Raw genomic sequence first — 21,426 nt, 5'->3', positions numbered from 1 at the left:
AAATTAGCAATAGCTAAATAATTTAGCAATAGCAGTTGCTAATTTACTTTGTTTCAGTCCAAAAAAAACCCGCTGGATGCGGGTTTCAATCGAGGACGGCCATCAGTATTTGATTTTGCTCGGTGGAACAATACCGCCAACATAATGAATCTGCTCTATTTCATTGCGGGGAATTGTCAGGCGACCATAGCCGTCGTTTACGGCCATTAGGCTGACCTCCTCGTGGTTCTCATACAAAAGTTCTTTCACCATGCACTCACCGTTCGCGCGCCGAACCATCACATATTCGCCTGGTATCAGGTTGTGATTTGGTTCGCACCAAACGACCCAGCCATTTCGGATGGCTGGTGCCATTGACTCACCTTTAACTCTTAATGAGTAAGCGCCAGGATCTGCGGTAGGGACATCAATCCAGCCATCTGTTGCTTCTAGAGCTTCCCAATATCCATTTGGTCCCAACTGCGCTGTACCTCGAATGGTAGCTCGACGAAAGGGCCTAGTGAACTCTGGGCCCGGGTGCAGACTGGAATCTGACGGTGCGTCGATGGAAAGCGATGGCATGACCAACGTGCCGGCAGCTAAGCCAATTTTGTGCTCCAGAGTCTTCGCTGCTTTCTCCCCCATAGGCCTATGGCCATTTAAGAGCTGGGAAATGTAAGAAGCATCGAGATCATGCTTATCGGCGAATTCTTTGGCTTTCAGGTTGCCAATCAGGCGCCTCAAAGCTTCCACGCGGAGTTCATTGATATTCATCCCTGAATTTTTACCCCCATTTAGCATTTAGTAAATTACAGATTGCTATTGCCCTGTTGTTTAGCAATTGCTAATCTTGCTCTATGACAGGAGACGGCTATGACCTTGCACGACTACATCAAAGCTTTAGATAAACATGCACTTGATGCGTTTGCTGCCCGCTGTCTCACGTCTGCAGGGCAGCTCAGGCAAGTCGCATATGGAAACCGAAGGGCTAGCGTCGCGTTGGCTGTTTGTATCGAACGTGAGACTCGGGGTGTTGTTACCTGTGAGCAGCTTCGCCCAGACATAGATTGGGCATATCTGCGAGGCTCGAAGGGTGCGTAAAAAGTGCTGAACTGGGGCCTCTCACCATAAGAATCCCCCAGCCCAGCGGTGGCGGCACGCAGCACATACCGTACCGCCACTTGAAACACCGGCCTGAAACCTCTCACCAAAGAAACTACAGGCCGGAAGCAACGAGCTACACAAGGTACATGCAAGTCGCTACATAGCGCGTCGGCCCAGGACCTCTCACCATAAGAATCCCCTGGGCCGACTGGAACGATGAGCCGTGCTGCACAGCACGATTCGCACAGCACATCGGTCGTGGTCGTAGAATAGATCGTGTTGGATTCTACGGCCACACCGTAAACAGGGGATTTACGGTTATGAGTCGCACAGATCTTTTGCCGGACGCTGGTCCGGTCCTTTCTCTGCGTCATGCGCTTTACCGCGCCGGGCGTGATTATCGGGGTGGCATCACAGCCCTGGCTTTCGACATGGTCATGGATAACGACGCGCTTCAGAAGAAACTGAAGCTCGACGAAGAGCGCCGCTGGCTGACACCGGACGAGCTGGAAGAGGTTGTCCGGCTGACGGCCAATCCGTTGCTGTTGGATGCGCTGATGCGCCCTGCCGGGGTGGTTTGGTACAAGCCAGTGCCGGTACCAGCAACCTCGGAAGCGCTGAAGGCGGTTGGAAATGTTTTGGGTGAGACTGCAGAGTTCGTATCGAGCATGCATGAAGCTGCCAAGGACAACGTCTGGGAGCTTCATGAGGTCCTCGCGCTGGAGAAGCACGGAGCTGATGTGATCCGTGCGGTACTAGGCATCATGGCTGGCGCCCGGGAAGCGATGGAGGGTCAGGACAATGGCTGACGATATCGATCGCGCCAACGACCAGGCGCAATACCTGCTCGACGTTGCTCTTCAGCGCAGTCGCCCTATCCCTTCAAGTCGCGTCAGCGCTCAATTCTGCGAAGACTGCGATGACCCTATCCCGTTGCTTCGACAGCAGACGATTCAGGGTTGCCAGACCTGTGTCATTTGCCAGGGGTTGCGGGAGCGGCGCAGATGACTGATCACGACAACCGATTGCCTACTGCTGATTGGGCTCAGTTTTACGTTGATACGTTTGGTTTGGCGCTGGTTCCGATTGAGCCAGGTCAGAAAGGCCCGAAGGGGATGGGTTGGAACAAACCGGGTGGGTACTTCACCGATTCGGCGAAGGCTGCGGCGTTCTGGACAAAGAAGCCTGAGCACAACCTTGGTGTTGTGCTTGGCCCCAGCCGTATCTGTTCCCTGGACGTCGATGACGTGCATTGGACACGGCATGTTCTTTATGACCAGCTGGAAATTGATCTAGATGCGATGGCGTTGGTGTTTCCGACGGTGGTGGGCAACCCAGCGCGCTTTCGCATTATGTTCCGCGTCCCTGACGGTCTTGAACTGAGCCGTCATTCGCTGGCATGGCCAAATGAGAAGGACCCTGACGGATCGATACACAAGGCGCTGATCGCCAAGGCAAAAGCCGCGAAGGAAGCAGGTGATGCGGCGGGTGAAGCCGAGGCGCGGGCTGAGGCGGACGAATATCAGCGCATCACGGTGTTCGAGCTGCGCGGTGGGTTGGTGCAGGATGTATTGCCACCATCGATCCACCCAGGCACGGGTAAACCTTACACCTGGCGCACGCCGCCGAGTGTGAGTGATGGCTTGCCGATGCTGACTCCGGAGTTGCTGTCCATCTGGAACAACTGGGACATCTTCAAGCGAGATGCCGAGGCGGCGTGTCCATGGGCGCCAAAACCGAAAAAACCGCCGGCCAAGGTCATCAAGCGTGCGCCACCGGCAGCCGGTAAGCCCTCGGTGATCGACGAGTTCAATCGCAGTCACGACGTTGAAGAGCTGCTGCGTGCCCACGACTACATCAAGCGCGGCAGTAAGTGGCTGTATCCACACAGCAGCACCGGGCTGCCGGGTGTGACGGTCAGTGATGATGGCAAGGTCTATTCGCACCACGGCGCTGATCCGCTCGCGAACGGTCATCAGAACGATGCGTTCGAGGTGTTCTGCTTGTTGCAACACGGTGGCGATCAGTCGCGAGCTGTGAAGGACGCCGCGCGATTGCTGGGGATGCAGCATTCTTCGCGCCCGGACCCGCGTGATCTTCCCCCGACCCCATCTGGTGACCCGAGCGAGCCGAGCTGTGCGCCGGACGAAGCCAGCGAGGCCGCTCCGGCTTCTGACGGGGGGGCGGGGGAGGTGCTGACGCTTGAACAGATCCTTCGGCGGTATGCGCTGGTGGAAGGCACCACTCACGTGTGGGATTTCGATCAGTCGCGGGTGATGAAGAAGTCGGCATTCGAAGCGCGTGTCGGCAAGCCGCTGGCGAAACAATGGGCGGAAGATACCGAGCACCGCAAGCTGATATCCGATGACCATGTGCGCGACATCGAGCAGTCGCGGCGGATGGCGGGCAAGAAGGGCGGAGCCTTCGGGATGCCGCCAACCGAGCGTTATGTGTACATCGATGGCACCAAGGACGTTTGGGATCGCGAGAAGAAACGCCGTGTTGCTGAGGGTGCCGTGAAAATGGCCCTCGGTGACACGTACCCATTGTGGTTGAACAGCAGCGAACGGCGGGTGGTTGACGTTGACCACATTGTCTTTGACCCGACGATGACCAAAGACCCGAGCGTCTACATCAATACCTTTGATGGTCTGCCGCTGGAGCCGCTCAGGGACGATGCCGCATGTGCCAACTTACGGTGGCTGATCTCGTTTCTATGTAACCACGATGAAAATGCGGCGCTCTGGTTGACTCGCTGGCTGGCGTTTCCGCTGCAGCACCTGGGCGCGAAGATGGATACCGCTGTGCTAATGCATTCCAGCATGGAGGGCTCGGGTAAGAGTCTGTTTTTCGCCGATACCATGGGCAAGTTGTACGGCCAGTACGCCGCGACAGTCGGACAGACCCAGTTGGAAAGCAATTTCAACGCCTGGCAAAGCCGGAAACTTTGGGCCGTGTTCGAAGAGGTGGTTAGCCGCGATCAGCGCTACAACCAAGTGGGCAAGATCAAACATCTGGTCACGGGCAAAACGGTGCGGATGGAATCTAAGTTCATCAATGGCTGGGAGGAGTCCAACCATATGAACGCGGTTTTCTTGAGTAACGAGATCATGCCGTGGCCGATCAGTGACAGCGATCGCCGAATGCTGGTTGTCTGGCCCTTGGATACTTTGCCGGTGGAGCGCCAGAAAGCAATTGGCCGGGAGCTGGAGCAAGGCGGTGTCGCAGCTCTTTATGGCTGGCTGTTGTCGGTTGATTTGGGCGACTTCAATCAGCGGACGCGTCCGCCATCCACTGACGCCCGTGAACGCCTGGTGGCCTTGAGTCGGGCCGGCTGGCAGACGTTCCTGCATCTATGGAAATACAGCGAACTGGGGCAGGGACTCTGGGGGCCTTGTCTTTCTACTGACCTTTACTCGTTGTTCCTGGAGTGGTGTCAGCGCAATAAAGAACACGTGATGAGTCAGACGAAGTTCTCGCTGTTCATCAATTCCGAGGTGGAAAAAACGCGTTCGATACCTTGGACCGATGGCAGTAACCGCAAATTTGGTGCGTTCTTCTTTCCGGTTGATCAGGATGCTTCCCCGCCCCCATCACTGAAGTCGGCCGAGCTGGGTGTAATGGTCGTCGCCTGGCGGGCAAGGGCGAAGCTGGCAGGTTGGAATGTGGACAGCTGGGATCACATTAAGGCGGCTGCCGCATGACTACGCCTAAAAGTGTGTTGGGTGTGTCGGGTGTGTGTCGGGTTGGTTTTGGCTACCCAACACAGTTTCAGTCCTTTGTTTTCGTGGTCTTCCGGCTGTTGTGTTGGGTGTGTTGGGTTTGGCGTCGCGGGCGCGCATGCGTGACGTTATTTGCACTGAAGACAACGGTAAGAGTTTTTTCTTATGCGAGGACAGAAAAACCCAACAAACCCAACACACTCAACTCACAGTTAATAAGAGTATTGATTTTAAAGGGATTTATTTGTGTTGGGTTTGTGTTGGGTAACGGGTTTTCTGTGTTGGGTTCGGTTTTTCGGGGGGTAGGGCGATGATCGAGGCAATGGAAGTGCTGCTGAAGCACTGGGGCGAGCAACTTCGGAGTAATGGCGAGGTGGGGGGGATGGGTAGCCCGATGGCAACGATCATGGAGTGGGGCGGATGTGCACCGCGCGGCACTCCCGGATCGCGGATCATTATGGGGGCTGGTGCGGGGCCTGATGCAGTTGCTCAGGAAATCGGTGCGGCTCTTTCCGAGATCGCTCGACAAGATGGACGGGGAGAAAGGCTGCAACAGTTGGCGGTCTTGCGCTACGGCTACGACCCTGCACCAACCTGGGCTTCGCAAATGCATGAACTGGGATATGTGTCCAAGGCGAAGCAAACCTACTACGACCTTGTGCACAGTCTTCATGTGCGACTCTTTGAGGTGCTGGCTGAACGCAAAGATGCACGTAAGTGGCTAACCGCTGGTCGGGGCGTTTTACCTCAAAGTCTCCTCAAAGTTGCGTCAAAGTTGCGTCGAGCGGGTTAACCGAAAATGCCCTCTTTTCGGTTCCGTACTCAGGGGGTAAAAAGTCACCACGATATGAATTCTGCGCCTCGGCGCTTCCCCCGAGCACGTGCTGTGCACCGTCCTGGCAAGCGCCACGACACTGAAAACCCTGCCCTCGGGCGGGGTTTTCTTTTTGTGTTTGGCGCGCTCTTCCACTTGAGGCACAACATGACAAATGAGCAGCAAGCGCTGGCAGAGATGCCGATTTGGTTAGTTATCGTCCTGGCCTTAGTCGGTGGCGTATCCGGTGAAATGTGGCGAGCCGACAAGGACGGTGCACGGGGCTGGGCGTTGCTGCGGCGACTGGCGCTTCGGTCCGGTGCCTGCATTGTCTGCGGGGTGTCGGCGATGATGCTGATGATCGGCGCGGGCATGACGATCTGGACGGCGGGCAGCTTGGGTTGCCTGACCGCGATGGCCGGCGCTGATGTCGCCATCGGTCTTTACGAACGCTGGGCCGCCAAGCGGCTGGGCGTTTCCGAAGTGCCACCTGCCAGTGGCGAACAGGGGTGACGAATCGCGGCGGGGCGCCGAAAACCGCCGGGGACCCTGGGGTTATTCGGGGGGTACGGGGTCGGAAACCCGCGGGAAAGTGTTAGCGGCAGGGTTGCCAGCTTACTGAAATTCAATCCATTGAAATCGAAAGGTTCCATTGAAAAGCCGTTGAAAAGGAGGGCTTATGACAGAACCAATGTACCTGTCAAAGAGCGCCTTCGCGGCTCGGATCGGCAGGGCGCCCAGCTACATCACCTGGTTGAAAAACAACAACCGCCTGGTGCTGACCGCCGACGGGAAACAGGTCGATGTCACGGCCAGTGAAGCGTTGATTCGCGACACCGCTGACCCCAGCAAAACCGCTGTCGCTGACCGCCACCACCAAGACCGGCTTCAGCGTGACGTTTACAGCCAGCTATCCAGCCAGGCCGAGCCGACTTCAACGGCTGCGCCGCAGCTCGCGATCATCCCTGCGGGGCAGCTCCCCGACTTCCAGAAGGCCCGCGCACTGCGCGAGCACAACCTGGCGCAGCTCGCTGAGATCGAATTGCACAAGGCCAAGGGCTCGCTGGTGGCCATGGCGGCGGTGCAGACCGGTGCCTACAACGCCGGTCGCATGCTGCGCGATCAACTGCTGGGGATGCCGACGCAACTGGCTCCGGAACTGGCGTCGATGACCGACCCTTGGGAAATCGAAAAGCACCTCACGGCGGCGATTCGCCGCTCGCTGGAAGACGCCGAACGCATGTCTTCAGCGGACCTTGAACACGCACTGACCACGAGTTAAGCCTATGCCCACGGAAATTCCTGACGGTGCAGAGGTGTACCGCGAGGCGTATTTCCGTGGGCTACGGCCTGACCCGGATGTCTGGATCGATCAGTGGGCCGATGAGTACATGCGGATCCCGCGTGACACCGGCGCCGCTGAGCCGGGCCAATATCGCACCTCGCGTACACCGTATGCCCGTGAGCCGATGCGTTGTCTGTCGCCCGCTCACCCCTGCAAGCGCGTGATCACCATGGTCGCGTCACAGTTGATGAAAACCCAGATCGGTCTGAACTGGATCGGCGGCCTTATGCACATGGCGCCGTCGAATATCCTGGCGCTGCTGCCGAGCCTCGGCCTGGCCAAGCGGGTGTCCTCGCGGATCGGCAAAACCATCAAGGCTACGCCGGTGCTGCGTGAACGTGTGGCGGCCAACCGCTCGCGGGATTCGCGCAATACGATGGACACCAAGGAGTTCGAGGGTGGCACGTTATACGTCACCACCGCCGGCTCGGCCGCCAACTTGTCAGAGCTGTCGGCGCGATATGTTTATGGCGACGAGATCGACCGCTGGGAAGTGGACATCGGCGAGGAGGGCGACCCCATCGAACTGGCGGAAACCCGGGGCAGTACCTTTGGCCGTAACGCCAAGTTCTACTTTTCCAGCTCGCCAACGATCAAGGGGGCCTCGCGAATCTCTGATCTGTTCGACGGCAGTGACCAGCGTCATTACTACGTGCCGTGCCCGTATTGTGGCCACATGCAGGTGCTTGAGTGGGAAAACCTTCTCTACTCGGCCGACTTCAGCGTAGTCCATTACAAGTGCGCGGCGTCCGGGATGGACTGTGACGTGCTGATCGATGAGTACCACAAGGGCGAAATGCTCGCCAAAGGCGAGTGGCGCGCCCATGCCGAGGGCGACGGCGAAACGGTGGGTTTCCACCTCAACGCGCTGTATTCGCCGCTGGGTTGGATGGACTGGAAGTCGCTGGCCAAGCAATTCGAGAAGGCGAAAAAGGCCCAGGTAAAAGGCGATCTCGAGCCCATGCAGGTGTTCTACAACACCCGTCTGGCGAAGGTGTGGGACGCGGCTCAAGAGCAGACCAAAGCCGACGTCCTGAGGCAGCGGGCGCGGTTGGAAGGCTATACCCTTGGCTCGCTGTCAGCGGCGGTGATGATGATCACCGGCGCTGTCGACGTTCAGGCCAACCGGCTGGAGTTTATGGCCATGGGCTGGGGCGTCGGCATGGAGCGTTGGGTCGTGGACTACCAGGTGGTCTCCGGCGATCCCGCAGACGAACGCACCTGGGCGGCGCTGGACGAATTGCTCAAGGCTAAATACCGCCATCCCTGCGGTGTGGCTCTGGGTATTCTGGCGGTGGCCGTCGACTCCGGTGGTCACCACACCGATGAGGTCTACCAGTTCTGCCGGGTACGTCGTTGGCGCAACGTGTTTGCCATCAAAGGTGCGAGCAAGCCCGGCAAGCCGGTCATTGCCCAACGCCCGTCCATGGTCGACGTGACCTGGAAAGGCCAGACCGAACGCAACGGTGCCGAACTGTGGTTCGTTGGTACCGACACGGCCAAGGACTGGATCTACAACCGCTACCCGTTCGAGTCAGGGCCGGGCGCGTTGCACTTTGCCAATGACCTGCCGGACGACTTCTTCGACCAGTGCGTCGCGGAGCGCAAGGTCGCGCGCTACGTGCGCGGTCACAAGCGCATCGAATGGGTCAAGGGCAAGGCCGAACGCAACGAAGCGCTCGACCTGATGGTGTATTGCCTGGCCATGGCGCATTACCTGGGCCTCAACCGTTACAAGGAACACGACTGGGAGCGCGTGCGTCAGTCCCTGGCGCAGTCTGGTCTATTCGACGACGCATTGGGCATCAAGCCTGTTCAAGGCGAACGCATCACTGGAACAGCAGCCCCCGTTGCTGCATCGCAATCGGCTCCGCAATCCATTGCTCCGGTCGTGCAATCACGACCGGCTGCATCGCCACCTCAACGCCGCAGCTCCACCAGCGGTTACCTGAAGAGACGCTGATATGTCATTTACCCAGAAGCACCTCGACGCGGTTGAGGCAGCCATTGCTCGCGGTGAAAAAACCGTGCGCTACACCGACCGTACCGTGGAATACCGCACCGTCGACGAACTGCTCAGGGCGCGCGAAGAGATTCGTTCGTCACTGGTCAACGCTGCCGGACCCCGTTCGCGTGCGGTTCGGCTGTACCACGGGGGCAAAGGACTCTAATGGCTCGCTATCCGACGCTAACCCGTAACGGATTCGTGTTGCCGTCGAACATCAAGGCCAGTTACGAAGGCGCCGGAGAGGGCCGTCGCTCCACTGGCTGGGATGCTCCCGACAACGGGATCAACAGCATCAACACCCCGGCACTGCGCAACCTGCGCTCGCGCTCTCGGGCTGCGGTTCGCAACGACCCGTACGCCTTCAACGTGATCGACAAGCGCGTCAGCAACCTGATCGGCACGGGCATCACGCCTCGGCCGACCACTGACGACGATGCGCTACGCAAGTTGCTGCAGGAGCTGTGGGGCGATTGGGTCGATGAATCGGATGCGGATGATCGTACCGACTTCTACGGCCAGCAGGCCCTGGTGGCGCGCACCGTCGAAACCTCGGGCGAATGTTTTGTGCGGCTGCGACCGCGCAGCCTGGACGAAGGTTTGGCGGTTCCGCTGCAGCTGCAGATCCTGGCACCGGAGTTCGTGCCGCACGACAAATTCGAGACCACCAAAAACGGCAACGTCATCCGCGCCGGCATCGAGTTCACTCCCGGCGGCAAGCGGGTGGCGTACTGGATGTACCTGTCGCATCCGCGTGATGCGGCTTCGTTGAATGCTGGTTTCAACCAACTGGTGCGCGTACCGGCTGCTCAAGTGCTGCACATCTTCGAACCGGTCGAACCCGGCCAACTGCGTGGGGTGCCGCGCTTGTCACCGGTGCTCAAGCGCCTGCGCAGTCTCGACAACTACGATGACGCGGTGTTGTTCCGCCAAGAGGTAGCCAACCTGTTTGCCGGCTTTATCAAACGGCCCACGCCGGAATCTGGGCCGGTTCCCAGAGATCCAGTGACCGGCGCGCCGCTGAGCCTGGATCGCGACGGGTTTACGCCGATGGTGGCGCTGGAGCCCGGCACCATGCAGGAGCTGGGGCCGGGTGAAGAGGTGGAATTCTCCAAGCCGCCGGACGCGGGCAACAACTATCCGGACTTTATGCGCCAGCAATTGATGGCGGCAGCCGCCGGTTCCGGCACGCCTTACGAGATTCTCACCGGCGACATGCGCGGGATCAACGACCGGGCGCTACGGGTGGTGCTCAACGAGTTTCGGCGTCGCCTGGAACAACTGCAGTTCAGCGTTTACGTCCACCAGCTCTGTCGCCCAGTGCGCGCGGCCTGGATGGACATGGCGGTGTTGTCGGGTGTCCTGGTGCTGGGCGATTACGCGCAGAAACGCCGCGACTACCTGCGTACCCGTTGGGTGCCGCAAGGCTGGGCGTACATCCAGCCAGTCCAGGACGTGCAGGCTCGACGGATGGAAGTGCAGGCCGGCTTTGCCTCGCGTAGCGAGATGGTGCTGCGCACCGGCTACGACGCCGAAACGGTCGATCTGGAAAACGCCGCCGATCTGGCGCGTGCCACCGCATTGGGCCTCAACTACAACACCCTGGATGCCGTCGAGCCAATCGACGACAAGGAGCAATCATGAGCAAACAAGCGCGACCGCGCATTTACAACCGCGCCGGCCAGCGCGTAGAGGTTCAGGACAAAACCTGGTACGCCGTGCAGGCCAGCGGCGAGGCCGCCGAGCGGGTGATTGAGGTCTTCGTTTACGGTGAGATTGGCGGCTGGGGCATTACCGCCAATCAATTCGTGCAGGACCTGCGCGCCATGGACGACGGTGTGTCACCGGTGGTCGCCGCGTTCAACAGCATTGGCGGCGACCTATTCGACGGGCTGGCCATGCACAACGCGCTGTCGCGTCTGGGCGAACGCTGTACGGGGCGGATTGATGCACTGGCCGCCAGTGCCGCCAGCGTGGCGGTGTGCGGCGCCCACAAGGTCGTGATCGCGGCCAACGCCATGCTGATGATTCACAACCCTTGGACCTATGCGGCCGGCGATGCCGAAGACTTCCGCAAGGTGGCCGATGTTCTTGACCAGACGATGGAAGCAATCATTGCCGCGTACAAGGCCAAAGCGCCGGACATCGATGAGGTCGAATTGCGGCGGCTGGTCGCCGCTGAAACCTGGCTGACCGCCAATGAAGCCGTGGCCCTGGGCCTGGCCGATGAAGTCGGCGACGGGATCAAGGTCAAGGCGTGCCTCGGGCAGGGCGGTGTACTGCAGCGTTACCAGCACGCACCGGCTGAGTTGCTGGCCCAGCTCGACGAACCACCTGAAGAAGATCCGGACCTGGAACCAATCGAACCGCCGCTGGTGCCGCCGGTAGTCGACTCGGCCAAGTTGGCGCTGATGATCACCCAGCGCTGCGCGGAGGGCGGCATCAGCAACCTGGTCGCACCGCTGCTCAGTTCGACCCAGCTCGAAAGCGAAGAGATCGTCCTGGCCGGCTTGACCCGCGCCAAGGCGGTTAATGACCTCTGCGTGGCGGCCCGCTTGCCGGAGTTCAGCGCCGAATACGTCGCGGCGGGGCTGGATGCTGCAGCGGTTCGCGCGCGTCTGTTCGACAAGATCGTCACCAGCGGCAAGGGCTTTGAAATCGACAACAGCCTGCCGCTGGACAACGACCCGGCACCGAAGGTGCTGGCCAAACAACCTGACCCCACCTCGATCTGGGCTTCGCGACAAGCGGCCCAATCTGGAACCGCGCACGGCGCAAAAGGAGCAAGAGCATGACCATCAAAAAAGAGCCGATCCACGCGGGTGAGTTTCTGCTGTCCGAAGGCGCCGGAAACATTTCTCGGGAAACGATCAATGTCGCCGCCGGTCCTGCGCTGAACCCGGGCCAAGTCCTCGGTCTGGTGACGGCCTCGGGCGAGTTTGCGCCGTATGCCCCGGCCGCTGAAGACGGTACCCAATCTGCTGTGGCGATCCTTTACGGGCCGTTGGGCGAGTCGGACATCGTGCGCCGTGGTCGTGCCGTGGTGCGCCTGGCGGAGGTCAGCGAAGTGCACCTGACCGGGTTGGACCCTGAGGCCGAAAAAGACCTGGCCACTCATTTCCTGATCGTCCGCTAGGACCTTTAGTCACGTTTACCCAACCTGCCTTGAGCGGTTTTTTTCATTTCTGGAGAGTACCCATGGCCGAGATCGCCATTTTTGACGACGAAGCGTTTACCGTTACCGCGCTGACTGCTGCCCTCAACGATCAACCCTACCTGCCGGGTCGCATCAGCGCCCTGGGCCTGTTCCGTGAGGAAGGCATCACCACCCTGACCGTCCAGATTGAAAAGGACGGTGACACCCTGGCGCTGGTACCGGCGGGTGAGCGCGGTAGCTCTGGCCTGGTGGTTGCGGCCAGCAAGCGCAACCTGATCCCGTTCAACACCGTGCACCTGCCGGAGCGTTTCACCATCAAGGCTGATGAGATCCAGGGCATTCGCGCCTTTGGTACGCGCACCGAGTTGCAGGCGGTGCAGGACGTGGTCAATACCCGTCTAGCCAAAGCGCGCCGTCAGTTGGACGCGACCCACGAGTTCCAGCGCATGGGTGCGCTCAACGGTCTGATCCTTGATGCCGATGGTTCGACCGTGCTGCTGGACCTGTATGACCGCTTCGGTGTGCAGCGTCAAAAGCTCTCCATGGGCTTGGTGGATCAAAGCACGGAACTACGGGTGAAGTGCCTCGAAGCGCTGGATATGCAAGAAGACGCGCTCGGCGCCGTGACCAGCACCAGTTCTCGCGCCTTCTGCGGCAAGAACTTCTGGAGCAAGCTGATCGCCCATAAAGCGGTTGTTAAAACCTATGAAGGAACGCTCCAAGCTGCAGCGTTGCGAGGTGATGCACGGGAAAGTTTCGAGTTCGGCGGCATTACCTGGGAACGCTACCGTGGCAAAGTGGCCGGTGTGTCGTTCGTCCATGACGACAAGGCGCTGCTGGTCCCTGAGGGCGTACCGGATCTGTACATCTCGGTATTCGCACCGGCCGACTACATGGAAACGGTCAACACCCAGGGCATCCCGTACTACAGCAAAATCGAGCCGATGCAGTTCGGCAAGGGCATGGCCGGTGAGGCGCAGTCCAACCCGCTGCACCTGTGCACCCGACCTCGCGCCCAGATCCTGCTGGAGCTCTGACCGTGAGTTTTCGCGATCTGATCGCCGAGGTCGACGCGGTGGTGTTCGAAACGCTGGGCGACACGGCTCGGATCGAGGGTCGCGAAGAACCGGTGTTCGGCATGTTCGCCGCGCCCTGGTTGCAGCCGAAGCTCGGCAAACTCAATACCGGCTTACGTGAGCCTCGGTTCGAGATCCGCGTCAGCGATTCGCACGGCCTTGTGCGCGGGCTGCTGGTCAGCATCGATTTGCCGGCCTTGCATGGCGGTGGCGATTACGACCTGCTGCAGCTGGAACCGGGCGGCGACGGTCTGGTCGCCTTGATCCTGAGGTTACGCCCATGAGTGTCGGTAGCCATTTCAAACCCTCGGCCGGCGGCGGGATGATCTCCATTCAGTCGTCGGCCGCAGACCTGCAGGCGTTTCAGGACTTTGCCAAGTTGGTGCCCAAGGCGGCGGCAACGGCGCACCGCCGCGCGATCAACAAGACGTTGGGCTGGTTGCGCACGCACATTGCCCGGGCCGTCAGTCGGCAGGAGCGCATTGCCGTCGCGGCGGTGCGTCAACGGCTGCGCAGTTACCCGGTGTCCGGTGGGGCGTCGAGCGGCAAATTGTGGTTCGGTTTGAACGCCATCGAGTCCAGCCGGATCGGCCGAGCGCGGCAGACCGGCAGCGGCGTATCGGTAGCCGGGCGACGGTATCAGGGGGCGTTCCTGAAGAAGGTCTACGGCAACAAACCGGACATCTGGATTCGCACCGCGAGCAAGCATTTCAACGCGGACGATTATCCCGACAGCACGGTGTCTCCCGGTCGTGGGCCGAGTTCGGGGTGGGTCGCGGAACACGGCAGTCGTTTTCCCCTGGCCAAGGCCAAAGTCTCGCTGGAGCAGGCTCGACCACACTTCAATAGTTGGGTGCAAAAGGCTGATGAGCGCCTGCTGGAGATCCTGAAACAGGAGCTCAACTTTGAGCTGCAGAAATACCTCAAGAGGATCGCTTAATGGCTGAGCAACCTTTTAGCCTGGATCAGCTTTACCAGGCGATCGAGCAACACCTGGTGACCCATCTGCCAGGGGTTCAGACCGTGAGTGCCTGGCCGAACATCGAAGACCGCATTGCGTTACCGGCGGTGTTTCTGGAACTGGCCGAGATTGAGCCGGGGGTCGATATCGGCACGGGCGAAACCACGTTGGTGTGCAAGTTCGAGGCGCGCATCATTGTCGACCCGATCCGGCCCCTTCATCAGCAGCAGGCGGTGCAACTGGCCACCCAGCTCGCCGTGATTCTGCGGGCACAGACCTGGGGTTTGCCAGTCGAACCCGCCGAGTTCGTTCAGGCCCTGCAAGACTGGACGCAGCCGGTGTTGGATGGTTACACCGTTTGGCTGGTGGAGTGGACGCAACAGGTGTATGTCGGCCCCGAGGAGTGGCCTTGGCCTGATCAGCCGCCGGGCATGCTGCTGTTTGGGTTTAACGAAGACGTCAAAGCGGACTTTGTGCCAGCGGAGGACCTGTGAGCGGCTACGCCAGCGCCCAGCATGACCGCATGCTCGCTGGGGTGGTCAAGGCTTGTTATGTGGTGGCGGTGGATTTGGCCGCATCGCCGCCGGTGTGCCGCGTCTCGGATGGCGAGTGGGTCAGCGCCTGGGTGCGCTGGCACAGCATCGCGGCCGGTAAGGCCAGGCACTGGCGTGCGCCGTCCATGATGGAGCAGGGGACGTTGGTCAGTGCCAGCGGTGACGTGGCACAAGGCACGTTTATCCCAGGCTTGTATGGCAATGCCGGTCCTCCACCGGATAACCGCGATCACGTGGAAGTCTGGCGCTTTGATGATGGTGGTTCGCTGGTCTACGACTGGCAGGCCAAGAGCTACAGCATCACCCTGCCGAGCGGCACGGTGACCATCAAAGTCGCCAGCACTGAAGCGGTTATTACAGACAGCGCCGTGAACGTGACCACCGGCAACATCAACCTCAAAGCGGCGGTGATCATCGACGGCGCGTTGCACGTCACGAAGGGCATCACCAGTGCCGGCGCGATTATCGATGCCGGCGGTAACAGCAACCACCACACGCATTAATTTCAATCCACGACAGCCCGCCAGTGCGGGCTTTTTCATGCCTGGAGAAAACATGGCCAAGACCGTCGACGCACTTGTCTCCGACGAACCAGCGTTCGCATCACCGCCTCGGGAACCGCTGCTGCTTACTGCATCGGCGACACCGGAACTGCTGAAATTCTGCGATCAGGTTTACACGTCGCGCACCCTGATCATTCCAGCCAGCGGCCGTACGCTGCCGGTGGCCAAGGGGCTGGCCGAAGTGCTGCCAACCGATACCGAGGCCGTCGCCTTCCTGAAGGCCCACGCTGAATTTAAGCCGCTGAAGGAGTGATGTAGATGATCGGAATGGACCGCCAGACCGGCCTGCCCATTTCCGGCATCGCGCACTTACGCCAATCCATCGCCGACATTCTGGGCACGCCGTTAAGCAGTCGCCGGCACCGAATGGAGTACGGCAGCAAGTTGCGGCGGTTTGTGGACTTGCCCGTCAATGAGGGCTGGAAAAGCGCCGTACAGGCGGAAGTCGCTCGTGCCCTTGGGCGCTGGGAGCCGCGTTTGAAACTGGATCAGGTGCGTGTCCTTTCCGTGATCGGCGGGCAAATCAACTTGAAGATCGTCGGGCAGTACCTGGGCGACGGCGTCACGCTGGAGGTAGCCGTATGAGTATCGTGGATCTGTCGTCCTTGCCGGCGCCGACCGTGCTGGAGCCGCTGGACTTCGAAGAGACATATCAGGAAAACCTGGGCGTCTTTCGCGGGTACATGGGCGGCAACTGGACCGCCGCACTGGAAAGCGATCCGGTGGTCAAGGTGCTGGAGGTCGGCGCGTATATCAAGGTCGTCAACCGTGCCCGGGTCAATGATGCCGGCAAGGCGGTCTTGCTGGCGCACGCCATCAAGGGCGACCTTGATCACCTGGGCGCGAACGTCAATCTGAAGCGCCTGGTCATTCAGGCCGAGGATCTGCTGGCGGTGCCCCCGGTGCCGGAAGTCAAAGAAGACGACGACCCGTTTCGCGAGCGCATCCAGTTGGCCTATGAGGGGCTGACCACGGCCGGGCCGCGTAACAGCTACATCCTGCATGCGCGCAACGCCTCGGGGCTGGTGGCGGATGCCACGGCCGAAAGCCCGGCGCCCTGTTACGTGACGGTCACGGTGCTGGGTTTGGACGGGCAAGGCGTGGCACCGCCGGAGCTGCTGGCCACGGTGACCGCCGCGCTGAATGACGATGACGTGCGGCCGGTGTGTGATCGTGTGACGGTGCAGAGCGCCCAGGTCATCCCCTACCAAATCAGCGCGATTCTGCACATGGCCAGCGCCGGCCCTGAAGCGGATGCCAGTTTGGCCGAGGCGAAAAGTCGATTGGCGGCCTGGATCAATCCGCGCAAACGACTGGGCGTTGAGGTGGCGCGCTCCGGCGTGGATGCGCAGCTGCACGTTGCCGGTGTGTCCCGAGTTGAGCTGGTCGGCTGGCAGGACCTGGCCCCGACCAAGGCGCAGGCGGCGTTCTGTACGGGCTACACCGTGACGCTGGCGGGCTGATATGAAAAGCCTACTGCCGATCAACAGCACGCAACTGGAACGGGCTATGGAGGCGGCGTTCTTCGAGAAAACGATTGTCCCACTGCGCGACCTTTACAACGCCGATACCTGCCCGGTGCACTTGCTGCCGCATCTGGCGTGGGCGTGGTCGGTGGATCGCTGGGACTACCGATGGACCGAGGCGACCAAGCGCGCCGCCATCAAGGCCTCTTACTACATTCATGCCCACAAGGGGACCATCGGTGCGTTGCGTCGGGTGGTCGAGCCCCTGGGCTACCTGATCGAAATCATCGAGTGGTTCAACACCGTGCCGATGGGCGTGCCGGGCACCTTCGCACTGAAGGTCGGCGTTCTCGACACGGGTATCACCGAGGAAATGTATCAGGAGCTAGAGCGGCTGATTGACGACGCCAAGCCCGTCACCCGGCACCTGACGGGGCTGGCGATCAGCCTCGAAACACAAGGTCTTTTGAACATCAGTGTTGCCCTGTACGAGGGCGACGTAATCGACGTTTACCCGCCGGTCATGCGTGACATCGAGGTCACCGGGACCATCGGCGTGGTCGGGCGTGAACACTCGATAGATACTCTGGATATTTACCATGGTTGATGTGAATTCTCAGTTTTTCGCCATCCTCACGAAAGTGGGGGAGGCCAAGCAGGCGAACGCTGACGCGCTCGGTGTTCCCTGGAAGATCACCGAAATGGCGTTGGGCGATGCCAACGGCACCGACCCGATCCCGGATCGCCTGCAAACCAAACTGATCAACGAATGGCGCCGCCGTCCGCTGAATCAGCTTCGGGTGGACCCGGTCAACCCGGCGGTGATTATCGCCGAGCAGATTATCCCGGCCGACGAGGGTGGGCGCTGGATTCGCGAAATCGGTTTGTACGACGCGGACGGCGATCTGGTGGCGGTGGCCAACTGCGCGCCGAGCTTCAAGCCATTGCTGTCGCAAGGCTCCGGCCGCACGCAAGTGGTGCGGATGAATTTCATTGTGTCCAGCTCCGGCAACATCACGCTCAAGATTGACCCGGCGGTGGTGCTGGCGACTCGCGAGTATGTTGATCAACGGATCATGGAAGAGCTTTATAAGCTCGACAACAAGCAGTCTGTGCGCGTGGCCACCACGGTCAACATCGCGTTGGCGGGTCTGCTGACCATCGACGGCATCGCGCTGGCGGCCGGTGATCGGGTGTTGGTGAAAAACCAGACGGTGGCCAAGGACAACGGTTTGTATATCGCGGCGGCGGGCGTGTGGGCGCGGTCGGCGGATGCTGATACCAATGCCGAGGTGACCTCGGCGCTGTTGGTGTCGGTCGAGCAGGGCGCCACGCTGGCAGACACCCGTTGGCAGTTGGTCACGGATGGAGTGATTGTCCTCGGCACCACGTCGTTGACGTTCCAGAACGTGACGCAAGGTTTTGCTCCAATCAACGCGCCGGCCCTGATCAGTCCCACGGCGAATACCCCGGCTCAGTTCGACAACTCCAAGTTGCTGGCTAACACGGAGTTCGTGCAGCGCTCTCAGGGTAACTTTAGTGGTCAGACAGCACTTACTTTGCCCGCGACAATTACCCCCGCGATGGCCGGCAGTCGCATTGTGCTTTCGGGCTCTGGGACGCTAACCCTGCCTGCTTATTCAGCCTGCGCTGTAGGGTCAAAGTTCTATATTTTTAACGCATCAGGGGGGCCAGTAACAGCAGTTCGCCAGGGCACTGACAATATCGCGGCGTTCTCCGTAGCGCTTTCAAGTTTCACAATACAGTTGAACTCTAACGCTGTTATCGCAGTTGGCGGCAATTACTTTGTGCTTGAGGAAGGTCTTTCCTCATTGAAGTACTCCAATGAATTCTTGGCGGTACTTGCGCCAAGCGGGTATCAGAAAAGCCCATCCGGGTATGTCGATCAGTGGGGCGTTATCCCGGCTATTCCTGCGGGTGGTTCTGTGCTGATTACGTTCTATATGGCTTTTCCGACCACCGCCACGGGATTTGCCGTAACAGGTGGCGCATCTGCGGCCGGTTTTCCTGGGGTTAACTTTCAAAGTGTGTCTGCGAGCCAGGTGCGCGTCTGGAATCAGTCCACGACCGCAGCCACTCAGGCGGGGAATTACCGAGTCAGTGGTTACTAAAGGGGGGATTTTATGTTTGCTTCAAAATCAACATTTGGTTTTTACGATCCGTTGATTCATGACTCTATGCCGGGCGACGTGGTGGAAATCACAACTGAGGCGCATGCCGAGCTGATGGTGGGGCAAGGCGCTGGCCAGGTGATTACCTGGGGCGATGATGGCTATCCGTTTTTGATTGATCCGCCACCGCAACCGCCTGAGGTGGTCGTGGAGGTAGAGCGGGCATGGCGTGATGTTCAGCTTGCCGCCACGGATGGCGTCGTGACTCGCCATCGTGATGAGCGGGAAGAGGGGATTCCAACCACTCTCACGCCTGAGCAATACGCCGAGCTGCAAGTCTACCGGCGCCAGTTGCGCGACTGGCCGCAAGGCGCCGAGTTTCCCCTGGTGGATCACCGCCCGGTGGCCCCGGGTTGGCTGACCGGCCCGCTTCAATAAACGCCCCGCACTGACGGGGCTTTTTCTTTTCCGTTACGCGTAACACGAACACCCCTCACAGCCTCGCTTAAGCGGGGCTTTTTCGTTTCTGGAGATTGAACGTTATGAGTTTCTTTCACGGCGTCACCACCACCGTGGTCGATACGGGCGCACGCACTATCTCGCTGCCGTCGTCTTCCATCATCGGGCTGTGCGATACCTTCGCCCCGGGCGTTCTTGGCGGTGGTACGGCCAAGGCTGGTGAGCTGAAGTTGATCACCTCTGAGCGCGAAGCCATTGCCGCCTTTGGCGCTGACTCAGCGATTACCAAAGCCTGTAAGGCGATCTATACCAAGGCCAAGGCGGTGATTGTCGCCATCGGCGTGCCGAAGTTGGAAGATGCGGCGCTGCAAACCTCGGCGATCATTGGCGGGGTTCTGGCTTCCGGCCAGCGCACCGGTCTACAGGCTTTGCTCGATGGCAAAAGCCTGTTCAACGCCCAGCCGCGGCTGTTGATCGCACCGGGGCATACGGCTAAGCAGGCGGTGGCCACCGCGCTCGATAGCCTGGCGCAGAAGCTGCGCGCCATCGGCATTATCGATGGGCCGGGCACCACCGATGAGGCGGCCATGGCCTACGCCGATAACTTTGGCAGCCGCAACCTGTTCATGGTTGACCCAGGCGTGCAGTACTGGGACACCGACCTCAGCCAGACCGTTGATGCCCCGGGTTCGGCCTGGGTGGCGGGCTTGTTCGCCTGGACGGATGCGGAATATGGCTTCTGGGCTTCGCCGTCGAACAAGGAGTTCACCGGTATCACCGGCACGACCCGGGCTGTCGAGTACTTGGACGGCGACGCGACGTGCCGGGCCAACCTGCTGAACAACGCCAATATCGCGACGATTATTCGCGACGACGGCTATCGCCTGTGGGGCAACCGCACGCTGTCGAGTGATCCGAAATGGGCGTTCGTTACCCGCGTGCGCACGCTGTTCATCCTCATGGATGCGGTGCAAGCCGGTCACAAATGGGCGGTTGACCGCTCGATCACCAAGACCTACGTCAAGGATGTGACGGACGGCCTGGAGGCGTTCATGCGCGACCGAGTGGCTGAAGGCGCAGTGATCAACTTCGAAGTGTTCCCGGACGCCGAGCTGAATACGGCCAGCCAAATTGCCCAGGGCAAAGTGTATTGGCGCATCCGTTTCACCGACGTGCCGCCGGCCGAAAACCCGAATTTCCTTTTCGAAGTCACCGATCAGTGGATGACCGAAGTTCTCGAAGCAGCCTAAGGGGCCTAGTCAATGATTCCTCAAACTTTGTTTAACACGAACCTGTTTGTTGACGGCGTGAACTTCGCCGGCGACGTGCCGAGCCTGACGCTGCCCAAGCTGACCACCAAGACCGACGAGTATCGCGGCGGCGGCATGGCCGGTGCCATCGAGATGGACCAGGGCCTGGAAAAAATGGAGGCGTCCTTTGTTACCAAGGGCGTACGTCGTGAGTCGTTGAAGTTCTTCGGGCTCGCCGATGGCACGGCCTTCAATTCGACGTTCCGTGGCGCCTTCAAGGGTCAAAAGGGCGCGGTGACGGCCGTGGTCGCCACCCTGCGCGGCCGGCTCAAAGAGGTCGACCTGGGCGACTGGAAAGCCGGTGATCCGGCCGAGATTAAACACGCCATCGCGGTCGCTTACTACAAGCTCGAAATCGACGGTCGACTGATGTACGAAATCGATATGGTCGCCGGTGTGCAGGTGATCGACGGCAAAGACCAACTCCTCGACGTGCGCAACGCGCTCGGCCTCTAAGGGAATAGATCCAGATGATGAATCAAGTTGAAAAAGCGTTGCCGTCCTGGCTTTTGGTCACCGCCACACACGCCGTCGTGACCCTCTCGCGTCCCAGCGAAGCCAACGGGGTTCAGGTCGATACAGTCACCCTGCGCTCGCCGACGTTGCGCGAGGAACGTGCCGCCGACCGCGCGGCGCAAGGGGATGCCGAACAACGCGAGCTGATGCTGTTTGCCGGTCTGACCGAGATGGGCCTCAAGGACATTGAAGGCCTGAAGCTGTTGGACTACCACCGCCTGCAGGAAGGCTACTCGCGGTTGGTACCGCAACTCACCGATCCG

General features: G+C 60.1%; 26 protein-coding genes and 1 pseudogene. 26 read left to right on the top strand and 1 reads right to left on the bottom strand.

The genetic code is table 11. From position 1 onward, the window contains the following. Window positions 1-102: 102 nt before the first annotated feature. Window positions 103-753, bottom strand: coding sequence for a S24 family peptidase (locus QMX98_RS04495; protein WP_177051129.1), 651 nt, complete (start codon window positions 751-753; stop codon window positions 103-105). A 99-nt stretch (window positions 754-852) separates the two neighbouring features. Here QMX98_RS04495 and QMX98_RS04490 point away from each other — a divergent pair, with 99 nt between their 5' ends. From QMX98_RS04490 to QMX98_RS04365, 26 genes and pseudogenes are all read left to right on the top strand, one after another. Next, a complete protein-coding gene (locus tag QMX98_RS04490; protein WP_177051130.1) occupies window positions 853-1,080 on the top strand; it encodes a YdaS family helix-turn-helix protein in 228 nt (75 codons plus the stop codon). A 323-nt stretch (window positions 1,081-1,403) separates the two neighbouring features. Further along, a complete protein-coding gene (locus tag QMX98_RS04485) occupies window positions 1,404-1,892 on the top strand; it encodes a phage regulatory CII family protein (RefSeq protein WP_095128716.1) in 489 nt (162 codons plus the stop codon). Further along, entirely contained in the window at window positions 1,885-2,091 is a 207-nt protein-coding gene (locus QMX98_RS04480) for a TraR/DksA C4-type zinc finger protein (RefSeq protein WP_282410335.1), read from the top strand. The genes QMX98_RS04485 and QMX98_RS04480 overlap by 8 nt, the downstream gene beginning before the upstream one ends. Continuing rightward, window positions 2,088-4,787, top strand: coding sequence for a bifunctional DNA primase/polymerase (locus QMX98_RS04475; protein WP_282410334.1), 2,700 nt, complete (start codon window positions 2,088-2,090; stop codon window positions 4,785-4,787). Before QMX98_RS04480 ends, QMX98_RS04475 begins: the two co-directional genes overlap by 4 nt. A gap of 340 nt (window positions 4,788-5,127) precedes the next feature. After that, window positions 5,128-5,598 (top strand): hypothetical protein, encoded by a 471-nt coding sequence (locus QMX98_RS04470; RefSeq protein ID WP_282410333.1) that lies wholly within the window; start codon window positions 5,128-5,130, stop codon window positions 5,596-5,598. A gap of 189 nt (window positions 5,599-5,787) precedes the next feature. Further along, complete coding sequence (locus QMX98_RS04465) at window positions 5,788-6,132, top strand: phage holin family protein (protein ID WP_083376222.1); 345 nt, start codon at window positions 5,788-5,790, stop codon at window positions 6,130-6,132. A gap of 166 nt (window positions 6,133-6,298) precedes the next feature. Then, window positions 6,299-6,901: a terminase small subunit gene (locus QMX98_RS04460; RefSeq protein ID WP_282410332.1), complete on the top strand. Its 603-nt coding sequence runs from the start codon at window positions 6,299-6,301 to the stop codon at window positions 6,899-6,901. A gap of 4 nt (window positions 6,902-6,905) precedes the next feature. Continuing rightward, window positions 6,906-8,927, top strand: a complete 2,022-nt coding sequence (locus QMX98_RS04455) for a phage terminase large subunit family protein (protein WP_282410331.1) — start codon at window positions 6,906-6,908, stop codon at window positions 8,925-8,927. A 1-nt stretch (window position 8,928) separates the two neighbouring features. Then, a complete protein-coding gene (locus tag QMX98_RS04450) occupies window positions 8,929-9,135 on the top strand; it encodes a hypothetical protein (RefSeq protein WP_054048667.1) in 207 nt (68 codons plus the stop codon). Further along, window positions 9,135-10,613, top strand: a complete 1,479-nt coding sequence (locus QMX98_RS04445) for a phage portal protein (protein WP_282410330.1) — start codon at window positions 9,135-9,137, stop codon at window positions 10,611-10,613. The genes QMX98_RS04450 and QMX98_RS04445 overlap by 1 nt, the downstream gene beginning before the upstream one ends. Further along, window positions 10,610-11,764, top strand: a complete 1,155-nt coding sequence (locus QMX98_RS04440) for a head maturation protease, ClpP-related (RefSeq protein ID WP_282410329.1) — start codon at window positions 10,610-10,612, stop codon at window positions 11,762-11,764. Before QMX98_RS04445 ends, QMX98_RS04440 begins: the two co-directional genes overlap by 4 nt. Next, the gene (locus QMX98_RS04435; RefSeq protein WP_282410328.1) at window positions 11,761-12,105 is read left to right on the top strand and encodes a head decoration protein; all 345 of its coding nucleotides are present in this window, start codon (window positions 11,761-11,763) and stop codon (window positions 12,103-12,105) included. The genes QMX98_RS04440 and QMX98_RS04435 overlap by 4 nt, the downstream gene beginning before the upstream one ends. A gap of 62 nt (window positions 12,106-12,167) precedes the next feature. Further along, window positions 12,168-13,163 (top strand): major capsid protein, encoded by a 996-nt coding sequence (locus QMX98_RS04430; RefSeq protein ID WP_282410327.1) that lies wholly within the window; start codon window positions 12,168-12,170, stop codon window positions 13,161-13,163. A 2-nt stretch (window positions 13,164-13,165) separates the two neighbouring features. Then, window positions 13,166-13,486, top strand: a complete 321-nt coding sequence (locus QMX98_RS04425) for a hypothetical protein (RefSeq protein WP_282410326.1) — start codon at window positions 13,166-13,168, stop codon at window positions 13,484-13,486. After that, the gene (locus tag QMX98_RS04420; protein WP_123512392.1) at window positions 13,483-14,142 is read left to right on the top strand and encodes a hypothetical protein; all 660 of its coding nucleotides are present in this window, start codon (window positions 13,483-13,485) and stop codon (window positions 14,140-14,142) included. Before QMX98_RS04425 ends, QMX98_RS04420 begins: the two co-directional genes overlap by 4 nt. Next, window positions 14,142-14,657 (top strand): hypothetical protein, encoded by a 516-nt coding sequence (locus QMX98_RS04415; RefSeq protein WP_282410325.1) that lies wholly within the window; start codon window positions 14,142-14,144, stop codon window positions 14,655-14,657. The genes QMX98_RS04420 and QMX98_RS04415 overlap by 1 nt, the downstream gene beginning before the upstream one ends. A 29-nt stretch (window positions 14,658-14,686) precedes the next feature. After that, window positions 14,687-15,220: a phage baseplate assembly protein V gene (locus tag QMX98_RS04410; RefSeq protein WP_282410347.1), complete on the top strand. Its 534-nt coding sequence runs from the start codon at window positions 14,687-14,689 to the stop codon at window positions 15,218-15,220. A 52-nt stretch (window positions 15,221-15,272) separates the two neighbouring features. Then, window positions 15,273-15,533 carry a hypothetical protein gene (locus tag QMX98_RS04405; protein ID WP_282410324.1) on the top strand — a complete coding sequence of 87 codons (261 nt, stop codon included), beginning with the start codon at window positions 15,273-15,275 and terminating at the stop codon, window positions 15,531-15,533. A 5-nt stretch (window positions 15,534-15,538) separates the two neighbouring features. Next, window positions 15,539-15,865, top strand: coding sequence for a GPW/gp25 family protein (locus QMX98_RS04400; RefSeq protein ID WP_282410323.1), 327 nt, complete (start codon window positions 15,539-15,541; stop codon window positions 15,863-15,865). Beyond that, window positions 15,862-16,743 carry a baseplate J/gp47 family protein gene (locus QMX98_RS04395; protein WP_282410322.1) on the top strand — a complete coding sequence of 294 codons (882 nt, stop codon included), beginning with the start codon at window positions 15,862-15,864 and terminating at the stop codon, window positions 16,741-16,743. Before QMX98_RS04400 ends, QMX98_RS04395 begins: the two co-directional genes overlap by 4 nt. Window position 16,744: 1 nt before the next feature. Continuing rightward, window positions 16,745-17,353 (top strand): phage tail protein I, encoded by a 609-nt coding sequence (locus QMX98_RS04390; RefSeq protein ID WP_282410321.1) that lies wholly within the window; start codon window positions 16,745-16,747, stop codon window positions 17,351-17,353. Then, window positions 17,346-18,878 carry a phage tail protein gene (locus QMX98_RS04385; protein ID WP_282410320.1) on the top strand — a complete coding sequence of 511 codons (1,533 nt, stop codon included), beginning with the start codon at window positions 17,346-17,348 and terminating at the stop codon, window positions 18,876-18,878. Before QMX98_RS04390 ends, QMX98_RS04385 begins: the two co-directional genes overlap by 8 nt. A gap of 12 nt (window positions 18,879-18,890) precedes the next feature. Beyond that, the gene (locus QMX98_RS04380) at window positions 18,891-19,316 is read left to right on the top strand and encodes a phage tail assembly chaperone (RefSeq protein WP_282410319.1); all 426 of its coding nucleotides are present in this window, start codon (window positions 18,891-18,893) and stop codon (window positions 19,314-19,316) included. Window positions 19,317-19,420: 104 nt separating this feature from the next. Next, window positions 19,421-20,587, top strand: coding sequence for a phage tail sheath family protein (locus QMX98_RS04375; RefSeq protein WP_282410318.1), 1,167 nt, complete (start codon window positions 19,421-19,423; stop codon window positions 20,585-20,587). Between the two features lie 12 nt (window positions 20,588-20,599). After that, window positions 20,600-21,103, top strand: a complete 504-nt coding sequence (locus tag QMX98_RS04370) for a phage major tail tube protein (protein WP_163910313.1) — start codon at window positions 20,600-20,602, stop codon at window positions 21,101-21,103. A gap of 14 nt (window positions 21,104-21,117) precedes the next feature. After that, window positions 21,118-21,393 (top strand): annotated as a pseudogene (locus tag QMX98_RS04365) (phage tail assembly protein); the annotation flags it as partial. Window positions 21,394-21,426: the final 33 nt, after the last annotated feature.

The sequence above is a fragment of the Pseudomonas sp. PS02303 genome, from assembly GCF_029959925.1.
In the GTDB taxonomy this organism is placed as follows: domain Bacteria; phylum Pseudomonadota; class Gammaproteobacteria; order Pseudomonadales; family Pseudomonadaceae; genus Aquipseudomonas; species Aquipseudomonas mandelii.
This window is presented reverse-complemented; position numbering and strand designations above follow the sequence as displayed.

Excerpts from the sequence above, each read along its gene's own strand:
- QMX98_RS04415 (WP_282410325.1), top strand. The coding sequence starts at position 14,142 with ATGGCTGAGCAACCTTTTAGCCTGGATCAGCTTTACCAGGCGATCGAG.
- QMX98_RS04370 (WP_163910313.1), top strand. The coding sequence starts at position 20,600 with ATGATTCCTCAAACTTTGTTTAACACGAACCTGTTTGTTGACGGCGTG.
- QMX98_RS04410 (WP_282410347.1), top strand. The coding sequence starts at position 14,687 with ATGCTCGCTGGGGTGGTCAAGGCTTGTTATGTGGTGGCGGTGGATTTG.
- QMX98_RS04480 (WP_282410335.1), top strand. The coding sequence starts at position 1,885 with ATGGCTGACGATATCGATCGCGCCAACGACCAGGCGCAATACCTGCTC.
- QMX98_RS04445 (WP_282410330.1), top strand. The coding sequence starts at position 9,135 with ATGGCTCGCTATCCGACGCTAACCCGTAACGGATTCGTGTTGCCGTCG.
- QMX98_RS04490 (WP_177051130.1), top strand. The coding sequence starts at position 853 with ATGACCTTGCACGACTACATCAAAGCTTTAGATAAACATGCACTTGAT.
- QMX98_RS04460 (WP_282410332.1), top strand. The coding sequence starts at position 6,299 with ATGACAGAACCAATGTACCTGTCAAAGAGCGCCTTCGCGGCTCGGATC.
- QMX98_RS04440 (WP_282410329.1), top strand. The coding sequence starts at position 10,610 with ATGAGCAAACAAGCGCGACCGCGCATTTACAACCGCGCCGGCCAGCGC.
- QMX98_RS04430 (WP_282410327.1), top strand. The coding sequence starts at position 12,168 with ATGGCCGAGATCGCCATTTTTGACGACGAAGCGTTTACCGTTACCGCG.
- QMX98_RS04495 (WP_177051129.1), bottom strand. The coding sequence starts at position 753 with ATGAATATCAATGAACTCCGCGTGGAAGCTTTGAGGCGCCTGATTGGC.
- QMX98_RS04380 (WP_282410319.1), top strand. The coding sequence starts at position 18,891 with ATGTTTGCTTCAAAATCAACATTTGGTTTTTACGATCCGTTGATTCAT.
- QMX98_RS04405 (WP_282410324.1), top strand. The coding sequence starts at position 15,273 with ATGGCCAAGACCGTCGACGCACTTGTCTCCGACGAACCAGCGTTCGCA.
- QMX98_RS04450 (WP_054048667.1), top strand. The coding sequence starts at position 8,929 with ATGTCATTTACCCAGAAGCACCTCGACGCGGTTGAGGCAGCCATTGCT.
- QMX98_RS04375 (WP_282410318.1), top strand. The coding sequence starts at position 19,421 with ATGAGTTTCTTTCACGGCGTCACCACCACCGTGGTCGATACGGGCGCA.
- QMX98_RS04395 (WP_282410322.1), top strand. The coding sequence starts at position 15,862 with ATGAGTATCGTGGATCTGTCGTCCTTGCCGGCGCCGACCGTGCTGGAG.
- QMX98_RS04475 (WP_282410334.1), top strand. The coding sequence starts at position 2,088 with ATGACTGATCACGACAACCGATTGCCTACTGCTGATTGGGCTCAGTTT.
- QMX98_RS04455 (WP_282410331.1), top strand. The coding sequence starts at position 6,906 with ATGCCCACGGAAATTCCTGACGGTGCAGAGGTGTACCGCGAGGCGTAT.
- QMX98_RS04435 (WP_282410328.1), top strand. The coding sequence starts at position 11,761 with ATGACCATCAAAAAAGAGCCGATCCACGCGGGTGAGTTTCTGCTGTCC.
- QMX98_RS04400 (WP_282410323.1), top strand. The coding sequence starts at position 15,539 with ATGATCGGAATGGACCGCCAGACCGGCCTGCCCATTTCCGGCATCGCG.
- QMX98_RS04485 (WP_095128716.1), top strand. The coding sequence starts at position 1,404 with ATGAGTCGCACAGATCTTTTGCCGGACGCTGGTCCGGTCCTTTCTCTG.
- QMX98_RS04420 (WP_123512392.1), top strand. The coding sequence starts at position 13,483 with ATGAGTGTCGGTAGCCATTTCAAACCCTCGGCCGGCGGCGGGATGATC.
- QMX98_RS04470 (WP_282410333.1), top strand. The coding sequence starts at position 5,128 with ATGGAAGTGCTGCTGAAGCACTGGGGCGAGCAACTTCGGAGTAATGGC.
- QMX98_RS04385 (WP_282410320.1), top strand. The coding sequence starts at position 17,346 with ATGGTTGATGTGAATTCTCAGTTTTTCGCCATCCTCACGAAAGTGGGG.
- QMX98_RS04465 (WP_083376222.1), top strand. The coding sequence starts at position 5,788 with ATGACAAATGAGCAGCAAGCGCTGGCAGAGATGCCGATTTGGTTAGTT.
- QMX98_RS04390 (WP_282410321.1), top strand. The coding sequence starts at position 16,745 with ATGAAAAGCCTACTGCCGATCAACAGCACGCAACTGGAACGGGCTATG.